The organism is Salmonella sp. 32100201201700099SM, assembly GCF_017572645.1.
In the GTDB taxonomy this organism is placed as follows: Bacteria; Pseudomonadota; Gammaproteobacteria; order Enterobacterales; family Enterobacteriaceae; genus Salmonella; species Salmonella enterica.
Map to the genome: position 1 here is coordinate 198,947 of NZ_JAGERQ010000002.1, position 12,560 is coordinate 211,506.

Below are 12,560 nucleotides of genomic sequence, written 5' to 3' on the forward strand. Positions count from 1 at the left end.
ATCCATAAACTTGCGTTAAGTATTTCTCCGTGGCATACCGGATAAAAAGGAGAGAATAATGATAGCGATTGAAACACGACAATTAGCCGGAGGCGTCGTACTACATGCCTTCCCGGAAGGGAAACGCGCCGTGCCGCTTCCCTGTGTGGTGTTCTATCATGGCTTCACCTCCTCCAGCCTGGTTTATAGTTATTTTGCCGTTGCCCTGGCACAGGCAGGATTCCGGGTAGTCATGCCGGATGCGCCGGAGCATGGCGCTCGCTTCGGCGGCGACTCACAGGGACGAATACACCGATTCTGGCAGATTCTGCACCAAAACATGCAGGAATTTACGACGTTACGTGCGGCGATTCAGGCGGAAAACTGGCTACTTGACGGGCGGTTGGCGGTGGGAGGCGCATCCATGGGCGGTATGACGGCGCTGGGCATTATGACGCGTCACCGAGGGGTAAAATGCGGGGCCAGTTTAATGGGGTCGGGCTATTTTACCGGGCTCGCCCGGACGCTTTTCCCGCCGTTATCCCCGCAGAACCCGGCACAGCAGGCGGAATTCGACAATATCATTGCGCCGCTACGTGAATGGGAAGTCACACACCAGTTAGAGCGACTGGCCGACAGGCCGCTTCTGTTGTGGCATGGTCAGGAGGATGACGTGGTGCCTGCTATCGAAACCTTCCGGCTCCAGCAGGCACTCGCCGGGGCGAAGCTGGATAAGCATGTGACCTGTTTATGGGCCGCAGGCGTGCGGCATCGCATTACGCCAGAAGCGTTGTCGGCGACGGTAGCGTTTTTCCGACAGCATCTTTAAACGCGGAGTATGCTTACACCCTGGGCTTCAAGCTGTTGCAAAACCTGCGGATTGGCATTTTTGCCGGTAATCAGCATAGCGATCTGATCGGCGCGGCTGAACAGCATTCCCGCGCGCTCGCCAATTTTACTGCTATCGACCAGCGCGACCAGTTTCCCGACGACGCTGAGCATTTTTTGTTCCGCCATGGCGGTTAGCATATCGGTTTTGTACAGGCCATCCGCAGTTAAGCCCTTTCCGCTGGTAAACATCCAGTGGCCAGCATAGAGACTGTTTTCACTTCCCTGCGGGCTTAGGGTAATCGACTGGCTTTTGTTGTACTGACCCCCCATGATAATCACGCTGTCATGCTCTTGATCGATCAGATAATTCGCCAGCGGCAGATAGTTGGTAATGATCTGTACCGGCTTCCCGCACATTTCGCGCCCCAGCAGGAAAGCGGTGGAGCCGCAGTTAATCACTACGCTCTCACCCGGGTTTACCAGCTGCGACGCCGCTTTCGCGATGCGTACTTTTTCATCGTGGTTTTGCGCCTGGTGCAGATTCATCGGCGTCCAGCGGGGCCGCTGTTGGGTAATGGCCTCTGCGCCGTTGCGCACTTTTTTAAGTTTTCCGCTTTCGTCGAGCTTGTTGATGTCGCGGCGCGCCGTCGCCGGGGAGATTCCCAGACGCTCAATCACGTTTTCGACGGTAACAAAGCCCAACTGTGCCAGCATATCCAGCAGTATTTGATGTCTTTGTGCTTCAGTCATGAGCTATTCCGATACAAATTGATTTGAAAAGATGATATTTGAAATAGCCTGGAAATACTAAAGTAAATGGAAAAAATGCCGGGTAATCCCGGCATGATATCGACTCACAGGAAGGATTTGAATGGTAGATCGGGTTCAATGGTAAAGCAATCGTCAAAACCACGCGGATAGTGGTATTCGAAATTGTCTTTATCCAACGGCCAGGTAAACTTGCCGCCAACCTGCCAGATAAACGGTTTAAAACCATACTTCAGGCGATCTTTCTTCATTTCCCATAACACGCGGATCTCCTGTGGATCGGCCTGGAAGTTCGACCAGATATCGTGATGGAACGGGATCACCACTTTGGTGTTCAGCGACTCCGCCATGCGTAGAATATCCGCGCTGGTCATTTTGTCCGTAATACCGCGCGGGTTTTCGCCATAGGAACCAAGCGCGACATCAATTTGATGTTCGTTGCCGTGTTTCGCGTAATAGTTGGAATAGTGAGAATCGCCGCTGTGATAGAGATTGCCGCCCGGCGTTTTAAACAGATAGTTAACCGCGCGTACATCCATGCCGTCCGGCAGTACGCCAGCGGCTTTCTGATCGGCGGGCAGGGTGATTAATGCGGTGCGGTCAAAGGCATCAAGCGCGTGAATTTCAATATCTTTCACTTTTACGACATCGCCCGGTTTTACCACGATGCAGCGTTCTTTCGGCACGCCCCAGCCAACCCATAAATCCACGCAGGTCTGCGGGCCGATAAACGGAACATCATCGGCGCAATTCTGCATTACGGCAGCCGCGACATTGACGTCAATGTGATCGTTATGGTCGTGGGTCGCCAGGACGGCGTCAATCTGACGGATAGCGAAAGGATCGAGAACAAACGGCGTGGTGCGCAGGTTAGGCTGTAATTTTTTGACGCCAGCCATACGCTGCATCTGGTGGCCGGTTTTCATCAACGGATTACCGTGGCTCTGTTTACCGGTACCGCACCAGAAATCGACGCATACGTTAGTGCCGCCTTCAGATTTTAGCCAGATCCCGGTACAGCCCAGCCACCACATAGCGAACGTACCCGGCGCGACCTGCTCTTGTTCAATCTCTTCGTTCAGCCAGCTTCCCCACTCCGGAAACGTGCTCAGAATCCATGATTCACGCGTGATGCTTTGTACTTTACTCATCGCATTTACCTTCATGTTTGTTCAAAATGGTTCAAAACGTGATTTGTTTTGATTAATCCTGACACTATTTTCTCAAGAAGGCAATGGGCTATTTTTTGACTTTTTGGCAGGAGAGAACGCAGTCAGGAGAAGATTTAATCTTGTCTGGCGTCATGTGAATGTTGGCATCTTTATGATTTTACTTATTTTAATGAAAAAATGAGTTACCTATAAGTAAACCATGTATTAAGTGTGCTAATTATTTGCGCGCTACGTCACATTTAATCAAATTTAATCCTGTTATGATTACTTTTGAAAATTAAAGTGAAGGGACATTATCCTGAGCGCCTGTGACTCAGCAACCTTATCTGCCGGAGATCGTTATGGAGATCCTCTACAACATCTTTACCATTTTCTTTAATCAGGTAATGACCAATGCCCCGCTATTACTGGGTATTGTGACCTGCCTGGGCTATATCCTGTTGCGCAAAAGCGTCAGCGTGATCATCAAAGGGACGATCAAAACCATCATTGGCTTTATGCTGCTACAGGCCGGGTCCGGCATTCTGACCAGCACCTTTAAACCGGTGGTGGCGAAAATGTCTGAGGTTTACGGTATCAACGGCGCGATTTCCGATACCTATGCTTCGATGATGGCAACGATCGAACGGATGGGCGATGCGTATAGTTGGGTAGGCTACGCGGTGTTGCTCGCGCTGGCGCTGAATATTTGTTACGTCTTATTGCGACGCATTACCGGTATTCGCACCATCATGTTGACCGGGCACATCATGTTCCAGCAGGCGGGGCTGATTGCGGTCTCTTTCTATATCTTCGGCTATTCCATGTGGACCACCATTATCTGCACGGCGATACTGGTTTCCCTGTACTGGGGCATCACTTCCAACATGATGTATAAGCCCACCCAGGAAGTGACGGACGGCTGCGGTTTCTCCATCGGTCACCAGCAGCAGTTTGCTTCCTGGATTGCCTATAAAGTCGCGCCGTTCCTCGGCAAAAAAGAGGAAAGCGTTGAAGACCTCAAATTGCCGGGCTGGCTGAATATTTTCCACGACAACATCGTCTCTACGGCGATTGTAATGACCATCTTCTTTGGTGCCATTCTGCTCTCCTTCGGTATCGACACCGTGCAGGCGATGGCGGGCAAAGTGCACTGGACGGTCTACATCCTGCAAACCGGTTTCTCCTTTGCGGTGGCGATCTTCATCATCACTCAGGGCGTGCGCATGTTTGTGGCGGAACTCTCTGAAGCGTTTAACGGTATCTCCCAGCGCCTGATCCCAGGTGCGGTTCTGGCGATTGACTGTGCGGCTATCTATAGCTTCGCGCCGAACGCCGTAGTCTGGGGCTTTATGTGGGGCACTATCGGTCAGCTGATTGCGGTTGGCGTCCTGGTTGCCTGCGGCTCCTCGATCCTGATTATTCCTGGCTTTATCCCGATGTTCTTCTCTAACGCCACTATCGGCGTGTTCGCTAACCACTTCGGCGGCTGGCGTGCGGCGCTGAAAATTTGTCTGGTGATGGGGATGATTGAAATCTTTGGTTGCGTCTGGGCGGTGAAACTCACCGGTATGAGTGCCTGGATGGGTATGGCGGACTGGTCGATTCTGGCGCCGCCGATGATGCAGGGCTTCTTCTCCATCGGTATCGCCTTTATGGCCGTCATCATTGTAATTGCACTGGCTTATATGTTCTTCGCTGGCCGCGCACTGCGCGCAGAAGAAGATGCAGAAAAACAACTGGCAGAACAGTCTGCTTAATAAGGAGTTTTGATTATGACCGTACGTATTCTGGCTGTGTGTGGCAACGGACAGGGCAGTTCCATGATCATGAAAATGAAAGTGGACCAGTTTTTAACCCAATCAAACATTGACCACACGGTAAACAGCTGCGCGGTTGGCGAGTACAAAAGCGAGTTGAGCGGCGCGGATATCATCATCGCTTCTACCCATATTGCAGGCGAAATCACCGTGACGGGCAACAAATATGTGGTTGGCGTGCGCAACATGCTATCGCCCGCAGACTTCGGCCCGAAATTGCTGGAAGTGATCAAAGCGCATTTTCCACAGGACGTGAAGTAAGGACGCAACATGAAATTACGTGATTCGCTGGCGGAGAATAATTCTATCCGCTTGCAGGCTGAAGCTAATACCTGGCAGGAAGCCGTAAAAATTGGTGTGGATTTGCTGGTGGCGGCGGACGTTGTCGAGCCGCGTTACTACCAGGCGATTCTCGATGGCGTGGAACAGTTCGGCCCTTATTTCGTTATCGCTCCGGGGCTGGCAATGCCGCACGGGCGTCCGGAAGAGGGCGTGAAGAAAACCGGTTTCTCACTGGTGACGCTGAAAAAGCCGCTGGAGTTCAACCACGAAGATAACGATCCGGTCGATATTCTGATCACCATGGCGGCGGTCGATGCCAACACTAACCAGGAAGTGGGCATCATGCAGATCGTCAACCTGTTTGAAGACGAAGCTAATTTTGACCGTTTACGCGCCTGCCGCACCGCGCAGGAAGTCCTGGATCTCATTGACCGCACCAACGCGGCAGCTTAAGAAGGAATTGAACATGTCATTACCAATGTTGCAGGTCGCGCTGGACAACCAGACTATGGATAGCGCCTATGAAACCACCCGCCTGATTGCCGAAGAGGTGGATATTATTGAAGTGGGCACCATTCTGTGCGTTGGCGAAGGCGTGCGCGCCGTTCGCGACCTGAAAGCGCTTTACCCGCACAAAATCGTGCTGGCGGACGCCAAAATTGCCGATGCCGGTAAAATCCTCTCCCGTATGTGTTTCGAAGCCAACGCGGACTGGGTGACCGTGATTTGCTGTGCGGATATCAACACCGCAAAAGGCGCGCTGGATGTGGCGAAAGAGTTCAACGGCGACGTGCAGATCGAGCTGACCGGTTACTGGACCTGGGAACAGGCGCAGCAGTGGCGTGATGCGGGTATTCAGCAAGTGGTTTATCACCGCAGCCGTGACGCGCAGGCGGCAGGCGTGGCGTGGGGCGAGGCGGATATTACCGCGATTAAGCGGCTCTCCGATATGGGCTTTAAAGTGACCGTGACCGGCGGACTGGCGCTGGAAGACCTGCCGCTGTTCAAAGGCATTCCGATCCATGTCTTTATCGCGGGGCGCAGCATTCGCGATGCCGAATCGCCGGTAGAAGCCGCACGGCAGTTCAAACGCTCCATTGCCCAACTGTGGGGCTAAGGAGCGGCTATGCTGTCGAAACAAATTCCGCTCGGCATCTATGAAAAAGCGCTCCCTGCCGGGGAGTGCTGGCTGGAGCGCCTGCGGCTGGCGAAAACGCTGGGTTTTGACTTCGTTGAAATGTCGGTGGACGAGACCGACGCCCGACTGGCGCGGCTCGACTGGAGTCGCGAGCAGCGCCTGGCGCTGGTGAGCGCGGTTGCTGAAACCGGCGTGCGTGTGCCGTCCATGTGTCTGAGCGCGCATCGTCGTTTTCCGCTCGGTAGCGAAGATGACGCGGTACGGGCGCAGGGGCTGGAGATTATGCGTAAAGCGATTCAGTTTGCGCAGGACGTCGGGATTCGCGTCATTCAACTGGCGGGGTACGACGTTTACTATCAGCAGGCCAACGACGAAACGCGTTGCCGCTTCCGCGATGGGTTAAAAGAGAGCGTTGATATGGCCAGCCGCGCCCAGGTGACGCTGGCGATGGAGATCATGGACTACCCGCTGATGAATTCCATCAGTAAAGCGCTGGGCTATGCTCACTACCTCAATAACCCGTGGTTCCAGCTCTATCCGGATATCGGCAATCTGTCTGCCTGGGATAACGACGTACAGATGGAGCTACAGGCGGGAAGCGGGCATATCGTCGCGGTACACGTCAAAGATACTAAACCCGGCGTGTTCAAAAATGTGCCGTTTGGCGAAGGCGTTGTCGATTTCGAACGCTGCTTCGAAACGCTCAAACAGAGTGGCTATTGCGGGCCCTATCTGATTGAGATGTGGAGCGAAACAGCAGAGAACCCGGCGGCAGAGGTAGCGAAAGCGCGTGACTGGGTGAAAGCGCGCATGGCCAAAGCAGGCATGGTGGAGGCGGCATAATGCAAAAGCTCAAGCAGCAGGTATTTGACGCTAACATGGATTTGCCCCGTTATGGACTGGTGACGTTTACTTGGGGCAACGTCAGCGCTATCGATCGCGAACGCGGGCTGGTGGTGATTAAGCCAAGCGGTGTCGCCTATGAAACCATGAAGGTAGATGACATGGTGGTGGTGGATATGGATGGCAAAGTGGTGGAGGGACGTTATCGTCCTTCTTCCGATACCGCTACCCATCTGGCGCTGTATCAACGCTATCCGTCGCTTGGCGGCGTCGTTCATACCCATTCAACCCACGCCACGGCATGGGCGCAGGCGGGGATGGCTATTCCGGCGCTCGGTACCACGCACGCGGACTATTTCTTTGGCGATATTCCTTGTACCAGGGCGTTAAGCGAAGAAGAAGTGCAGGGCGAGTACGAGCTGAACACTGGTAAGGTGATCATCGAAACGCTGGGCGAGGTGGAACCGCTGCATACGCCAGGCATTGTCGTGTATCAACACGGGCCGTTCGCCTGGGGGAAAGATGCGCACGATGCGGTACATAACGCGGTGGTCATGGAGGAAGTGGCGCGAATGGCGTGGATTGCGCGCGGTATTAACCCTGGCCTCAACCCCATCGACGATTATCTGATGAACAAGCACTTCATGCGTAAGCATGGCCCGAATGCGTATTACGGGCAGAAGTGAAGTATGAGCTCCGGAATGTGAATATTATCGGGATGTCACAGGTCTAATTCCGGAGCCATCTTTCCGCGAAAAAAGCCCCCTGTTCAGGGGGCAAATCAACTATGGCTTTTTCGTTGGTTTTCCTGATGCTAGCGATAAATATTCGCGCTGGCGTGTATATTGCCATTGCTACCCGGTTCCCGGATAAGTATGACGTGATAATACATTGCGTTTCGCACGTCGGCCTCTTCATTCAGCGCCAGATTGGCTTCACTTTCCGTGGCGAAGTTATGGTTGATGTAGATCACGCCTAAGCTGCGCACATCATCCATATTTCTGACCTGGTGATTATTTAACTCGATGGCTGCCGTTGCCGTTATGCCAGGCAAAAGCGCAGCCAGAAATAACATTATCCGGGCTCGCATAGAGTACCTCCTCAGCAGCGCGGTCTGGTTGGCGATATCCCCCTTTAGTGAATCGCTTCTGGTTTAATTTTAACCATAACCTGCCGCAGAGATGGCGACCTTTTCTGATGCTGTTGTTCAAAAAATTATCGCATTATCGTTTTTTACCTGATTAACAACCCGTTGATGTATGCCGCCATGTTTAAGAAATTCTGTGTGGCAAAAAAGTGCGCTGACCACAGTGCCAATTTCTCTGTCGGAACAGGCCGTTTATAGTGGCATGCGATATGAAGTTAATATCTCAGCAGCAAAATGCGACGGGACAGGCGTTACGTTCGGCACGATAAATAATTGTACAATCACCTTGAGTTTGCCCGCAGGCGCCAGTATTATAACGCGTCATTTTTCAGCCGACCTTTAACACGTTCCTTGCCTCCATGGGCCGCGGCTGACCCAGACAGGAGGCTGAATAATCCGTAAGGAGCAATTCGATGCGTCATTACGAAATCGTTTTTATGGTCCATCCTGACCAGAGCGAACAGGTTCCGGGCATGATCGAGCGTTACTCTGCCGCCATCACTGGCGCAGAAGGCAAGATCCACCGTCTGGAAGACTGGGGCCGCCGTCAGCTGGCTTACCCGATCAACAAACTGCACAAAGCGCACTACGTTCTGATGAACGTTGAAGCGCCGCAGGAAGTGATCGATGAGCTGGAAACTACCTTCCGCTTCAACGATGCCGTTATCCGCAGCATGGTTATGCGTACTAAGCACGCTGTTACCGAAGCATCTCCGATGGTTAAAGCGAAAGACGAGCGCCGTGAGCGTCGCGATGATTTCGCTAACGAAACCGCAGATGATGCTGAAGCTGGGGATTCTGAAGAGTAATTTCTGATGACCAACCGTCTGGCGTTGTCCGGCACCGTGTGCAGGGCCCCCCTTCGAAAGGTCAGTCCATCAGGAATTCCGCATTGCCAGTTCGTGCTTGAGCATCGTTCTGTGCAAGAGGAAGCCGGCTTTCACCGGCAGGCGTGGTGCCAAATGCCCGTTATTGTTAGCGGACACGAAAACCAGGCCATTACTCACAGTATAACGGTCGGCAGCCGCATAACCGTTCAGGGGTTTATCTCTTGCCACAAGGCAAAGAACGGTCTGAGCAAAATGGTTCTGCATGCCGAGCAGATTGAATTGATAGATTCTGGAGACTAGCCATATGGCACGTTATTTCCGTCGTCGCAAGTTCTGCCGTTTCACCGCGGAAGGCGTTCAAGAGATCGACTATAAAGATATCGCTACGCTGAAAAACTACATCACCGAAAGCGGTAAGATTGTCCCAAGCCGTATCACCGGTACCCGTGCAAAATACCAGCGTCAGCTGGCTCGCGCTATCAAACGCGCTCGCTACCTGTCTCTGCTGCCGTACACTGATCGCCATCAGTAATCGGTCACGGTCCATTAATACGACTTTGAGAGGATAAGGTAATGCAAGTTATTCTGCTTGATAAAGTAGCAAACCTGGGTAGCCTGGGTGATCAGGTTAACGTTAAAGCGGGCTATGCTCGTAACTTCTTGGTACCACAGGGTAAAGCTGTTCCGGCTACCAAGAAAAACGTTGAATACTTCGAAGCACGTCGCGCTGAACTGGAAGCTAAACTGGCTGACGTTCTGGCTGCTGCAAATGCACGCGCAGAGAAAATCAACGCCCTGGAAACCGTTACTATCGCGTCTAAAGCAGGCGACGAAGGTAAACTGTTCGGTTCCATCGGTACTCGCGACATCGCTGACGCTGTGACTGCAGCTGGCGTTGACGTGGCTAAGAGCGAAGTTCGTCTGCCGAACGGCGTTCTGCGTACCACTGGCGAACACGAAGTGAACTTCCAGGTTCACAGCGAAGTATTCGCAAAAGTTATCATCAACGTGGTTGCTGAGTAATCAGTCATTCTCGTTTTTGCTAGCAACAAAACGTCGGCCCAGCGCCGGCGTTTTGCTTTTTTAACTCCATCGCTTTTCGACTGGCTATCTCCCCCTCTTTTCGCGATAATCAAAAATAAAACATTATTTTAATTTCTTGGTGAAAGAATGGATACCCAACGCCAGGCCTCCCCGTTTGCCCGCAAAAACGTCGTTTATGTGTGTGCCGCATTTTGTTGCCTGCTATGGGGCAGCGCTTATCCAGCCATCAAAAGCGGTTATGACCTCTTTCAGATAGCCACCGACGATATCCCTTCTAAAATTGTTTTTGCTGGTTATCGTTTTTTGTTTGCGGGTGGGTTGCTACTACTGTTCGCGCTGCTTCAGCGTAAACCGATTGGTCGGTTTCGTCCGCGCCAGTTTGCTCAGTTAACGTTACTGGGTCTGACCCAGACGTCGCTGCAATATCTCTTTTTCTATATCGGCCTTGCGTTCACCTCCGGCGTGAAAGGCTCAATCATGAACGCGACAGGCACATTCTTCAGCGTATTGCTGGCGCACTTTATTTATCAGAACGACCGATTGAACTACAACAAAACGCTCGGCTGTATTCTGGGCTTTGCGGGCGTCATGGTGGTGAACGTCAGCAACGGCCTGGATTTCAGCTTTAATCTGCCGGGAGAAGGCTCCGTGGTGCTGGCGGCGTTTATTCTTTCTGCGGCCACATTGTATGGCAAACGTCTCTCGCAGACGGTGGATCCGATGGTCATGACTGGCTATCAATTGGGGATTGGCGGTCTGGTACTGGTCATTGGCGGTTACGTTTTTGGCGGTACGCTGACGATACATGGCTTCTCGTCGGTGGCGATTTTAGTCTACCTGACGCTGCTCTCGTCGGTCGCTTTTGCGCTATGGAGCATTTTACTCAAATATAATCGCGTGGGGATGATTGCGCCGTTTAACTTTCTGATCCCGGTTTCTGGCGCGGCTCTTTCGGCTATTTTTCTCGGCGAGAATATATTGGAGTGGAAATACATGATTGCGCTGGTGCTGGTGTGTTCGGGGATTTGGTGGGTGAATAAGGTGAAGCGGTAATGCTTCACCTGAACGAATAGGGTATAGACGGGGTAAGGCGCAGCCGGCGTTACTGTGCGCGAATAAAACTGCCGTCAGGCTGACGCGTAAACAGCACCTGTTGACCGTTATCGCCATCTATCGTTAAACCTGTCACCACCCCGCTGGCATTCTGGCGAATTTTAATCATTTGACCATTTTTGAGATTACTCAGCGGCTTGCCAGCGCCTTCTACCTGCGCCATTGCATAAACGTCTGTCGGGGGCAGTCTGTGGTCACGGAATAGTTGCGCCAGAGTTTTACCAGGCTCTACCCGGTACGAGCGCCATTGTTGACCGATGCCGCTATCCTGCTGGAAAGGCTGCGTCTGCGGCTGGTTTTGTTCTTCCGGCTGGCCTTCCTGGATAGGTTCCGGCGCAACGGGCGCCACCTGATCCGGATCGTTTTGCGGCGCGACCAGTTGCGCCTGAAGCTGGGCCTCCGTCGGCGGCTGTGATTGCGATTGCAGATCCAATTGCGCTTCCCGCGTGACGACAGGCGAGTCGCTGGTCTCGCTGGCGGGCAGCAGGAAGCCGATCACCAGCACGATAGCGGCAATGATAATGCCACGACGATGCATAGGCGGCAGCGGCTCCATGATGCGAAAATTATCCGGCGCGTGCCAGATTTTCGCCAGGGTTGGTTTTAATTCAAAGCGCCCGGGCATGGTTTACCTCCTGCTCCGCATCTCGTTCCTTAATCATAGAGTATAGATGGCTAACGCTATGATACTGGTAGTGCTATCCGCTTTCGTGACATCAATACGGATAATCTATTGTTTCTTTTTCCCTGCGATTTGTCATCCTCCCTGAGACAAAGTTTTACCAGAAGAAGCGTGGCTGTTATGCTGCCCGCTACTTTTTTGATATCCGATGAAGGAAAAATAATGGCCACCCCGACTTTTGACACTATTGAAGCGCAAGCGAGCTACGGCATTGGTTTGCAGGTAGGGCAGCAGCTCAGCGAATCCGGTCTTGAAGGGCTGTTGCCTGAAGCGCTGGTTGCAGGCATTGCTGATGCGCTGGAAGGTAAACACCCGGCGGTTCCTGTTGATGTGGTGCATCGTGCGCTGCGTGAAATTCATGAGCGTGCGGACGCGGTGCGTCGTGAGCGTTTCAAAGCAATGGCGGCCGAAGGCGTGAAATACCTGGAAGAAAACCGCGAAAAAGACGGTGTGAACAGTACTGAATCTGGTTTACAGTTCCGCGTTCTGACGCAGGGCGAAGGCGCGATTCCGGCGCGTACCGACCGCGTACGCGTGCATTACACCGGTAAGCTTATTGATGGCACCGTATTTGACAGCTCCGTCGCGCGCGGCGAACCGGCTGAATTCCCGGTAAATGGCGTGATCGCCGGCTGGATTGAAGCGCTGACTCTGATGCCGGTAGGTTCCAAATGGGAACTGACTATCCCACAGGAGCTGGCCTATGGCGAGCGTGGGGCCGGGGCATCTATTCCGCCATTCAGCACCCTGGTGTTTGAGGTGGAACTGCTGGAAATTCTGTAAGCGCCCCGGGTTTGCCGGATGATGGCGTAAACGCCTTATCCGGCAACCCTGACTTCAGCAGATGCCAATATTTTATTTTGCAAATGGCGTCGTTACGTGTATTTTTGTGAGCTAATTCGCATTATCAAAGTGATATAACACTCATTTTA

The 12,560-nt window shown here is 52.7% G+C and carries 18 protein-coding genes; 14 read left to right on the forward strand and 4 right to left on the reverse strand.

Going from position 1 to position 12,560, the window contains the following annotated elements; all coding sequences use genetic code 11:
- Positions 1-58 precede the first annotated feature (58 nt).
- A complete protein-coding gene (yjfP, locus tag J4685_RS04305; protein ID WP_000560305.1) occupies positions 59-808 on the forward strand; it encodes an esterase in 750 nt (249 codons plus the stop codon).
- Here the strand turns inward: yjfP and ulaR are convergent.
- Both ulaR and ulaG read right to left on the reverse strand, forming a co-directional pair.
- Positions 805-1,560, reverse strand: a complete 756-nt coding sequence (gene ulaR / locus J4685_RS04310; RefSeq protein WP_000133618.1) for an HTH-type transcriptional regulator UlaR — start codon at positions 1,558-1,560, stop codon at positions 805-807. The genes yjfP and ulaR overlap by 4 nt on opposite strands.
- Before the next feature lie 104 nt (positions 1,561-1,664).
- On the reverse strand, positions 1,665-2,729 hold the full coding sequence (gene ulaG, locus J4685_RS04315; RefSeq protein WP_000049161.1) for an L-ascorbate 6-phosphate lactonase: 1,065 nt from the start codon (positions 2,727-2,729) through the stop codon (positions 1,665-1,667).
- 362 nt (positions 2,730-3,091) lie between these two features.
- Between ulaG and ulaA the strand changes: the two genes are divergently transcribed.
- Genes ulaA through J4685_RS04345 form a run of 6 tightly spaced genes read left to right on the forward strand, consistent with a single transcriptional unit; the run spans position 3,092 to position 7,498 of the window.
- The gene (gene ulaA / locus J4685_RS04320; protein WP_000404877.1) at positions 3,092-4,489 is read left to right on the forward strand and encodes a PTS ascorbate transporter subunit IIC; all 1,398 of its coding nucleotides are present in this window, start codon (positions 3,092-3,094) and stop codon (positions 4,487-4,489) included.
- Positions 4,490-4,504: 15 nt separating this feature from the next.
- A complete protein-coding gene (ulaB, locus tag J4685_RS04325; RefSeq protein WP_000218360.1) occupies positions 4,505-4,810 on the forward strand; it encodes a PTS ascorbate transporter subunit IIB in 306 nt (101 codons plus the stop codon).
- A 9-nt stretch (positions 4,811-4,819) separates the two neighbouring features.
- Positions 4,820-5,284, forward strand: coding sequence for a PTS ascorbate transporter subunit IIA (ulaC, locus tag J4685_RS04330; protein ID WP_000776534.1), 465 nt, complete (start codon positions 4,820-4,822; stop codon positions 5,282-5,284).
- Positions 5,285-5,297: 13 nt separating this feature from the next.
- The gene (ulaD, locus tag J4685_RS04335) at positions 5,298-5,948 is read left to right on the forward strand and encodes a 3-keto-L-gulonate-6-phosphate decarboxylase UlaD (RefSeq protein ID WP_000056761.1); all 651 of its coding nucleotides are present in this window, start codon (positions 5,298-5,300) and stop codon (positions 5,946-5,948) included.
- A gap of 9 nt (positions 5,949-5,957) precedes the next feature.
- The gene (gene ulaE, locus J4685_RS04340) at positions 5,958-6,812 is read left to right on the forward strand and encodes an L-ribulose-5-phosphate 3-epimerase UlaE (RefSeq protein ID WP_000949532.1); all 855 of its coding nucleotides are present in this window, start codon (positions 5,958-5,960) and stop codon (positions 6,810-6,812) included.
- The gene (locus J4685_RS04345; RefSeq protein ID WP_001170772.1) at positions 6,812-7,498 is read left to right on the forward strand and encodes an L-ribulose-5-phosphate 4-epimerase; all 687 of its coding nucleotides are present in this window, start codon (positions 6,812-6,814) and stop codon (positions 7,496-7,498) included. Before ulaE ends, J4685_RS04345 begins: the two co-directional genes overlap by 1 nt.
- A 128-nt stretch (positions 7,499-7,626) precedes the next feature.
- Here J4685_RS04345 and yjfY read toward each other — a convergent pair whose 3' ends face one another.
- Positions 7,627-7,902 carry a DUF1471 family protein YjfY gene (yjfY, locus tag J4685_RS04350; protein WP_011233247.1) on the reverse strand — a complete coding sequence of 92 codons (276 nt, stop codon included), beginning with the start codon at positions 7,900-7,902 and terminating at the stop codon, positions 7,627-7,629.
- 193 nt (positions 7,903-8,095) lie between these two features.
- Here yjfY and J4685_RS04355 point away from each other — a divergent pair, with 193 nt between their 5' ends.
- From J4685_RS04355 to J4685_RS04380, 6 genes are all read left to right on the forward strand, one after another.
- On the forward strand, positions 8,096-8,302 hold the full coding sequence (locus tag J4685_RS04355) for a hypothetical protein (protein ID WP_011233248.1): 207 nt from the start codon (positions 8,096-8,098) through the stop codon (positions 8,300-8,302).
- Positions 8,303-8,372: 70 nt separating this feature from the next.
- Positions 8,373-8,768, forward strand: coding sequence for a 30S ribosomal protein S6 (gene rpsF / locus J4685_RS04360; RefSeq protein ID WP_001216673.1), 396 nt, complete (start codon positions 8,373-8,375; stop codon positions 8,766-8,768).
- A 6-nt stretch (positions 8,769-8,774) separates the two neighbouring features.
- Positions 8,775-9,089, forward strand: coding sequence for a primosomal replication protein N (gene priB / locus J4685_RS04365; RefSeq protein WP_001519453.1), 315 nt, complete (start codon positions 8,775-8,777; stop codon positions 9,087-9,089).
- A gap of 4 nt (positions 9,090-9,093) precedes the next feature.
- Positions 9,094-9,321, forward strand: a complete 228-nt coding sequence (rpsR, locus tag J4685_RS04370) for a 30S ribosomal protein S18 (RefSeq protein ID WP_000135199.1) — start codon at positions 9,094-9,096, stop codon at positions 9,319-9,321.
- 41 nt (positions 9,322-9,362) lie between these two features.
- Positions 9,363-9,812, forward strand: a complete 450-nt coding sequence (gene rplI, locus J4685_RS04375) for a 50S ribosomal protein L9 (protein ID WP_001196065.1) — start codon at positions 9,363-9,365, stop codon at positions 9,810-9,812.
- A gap of 147 nt (positions 9,813-9,959) precedes the next feature.
- Positions 9,960-10,886 (forward strand): DMT family transporter, encoded by a 927-nt coding sequence (locus tag J4685_RS04380; RefSeq protein ID WP_000381065.1) that lies wholly within the window; start codon positions 9,960-9,962, stop codon positions 10,884-10,886.
- Between the two features lie 49 nt (positions 10,887-10,935).
- Here J4685_RS04380 and J4685_RS04385 read toward each other — a convergent pair whose 3' ends face one another.
- On the reverse strand, positions 10,936-11,571 hold the full coding sequence (locus tag J4685_RS04385; RefSeq protein ID WP_001119447.1) for a LysM-like peptidoglycan-binding domain-containing protein: 636 nt from the start codon (positions 11,569-11,571) through the stop codon (positions 10,936-10,938).
- 219 nt (positions 11,572-11,790) lie between these two features.
- Between J4685_RS04385 and fklB the strand changes: the two genes are divergently transcribed.
- A complete protein-coding gene (gene fklB, locus J4685_RS04390) occupies positions 11,791-12,411 on the forward strand; it encodes an FKBP-type peptidyl-prolyl cis-trans isomerase (protein WP_000235161.1) in 621 nt (206 codons plus the stop codon).
- The last annotated feature ends 149 nt before the right edge of the window (positions 12,412-12,560 follow it).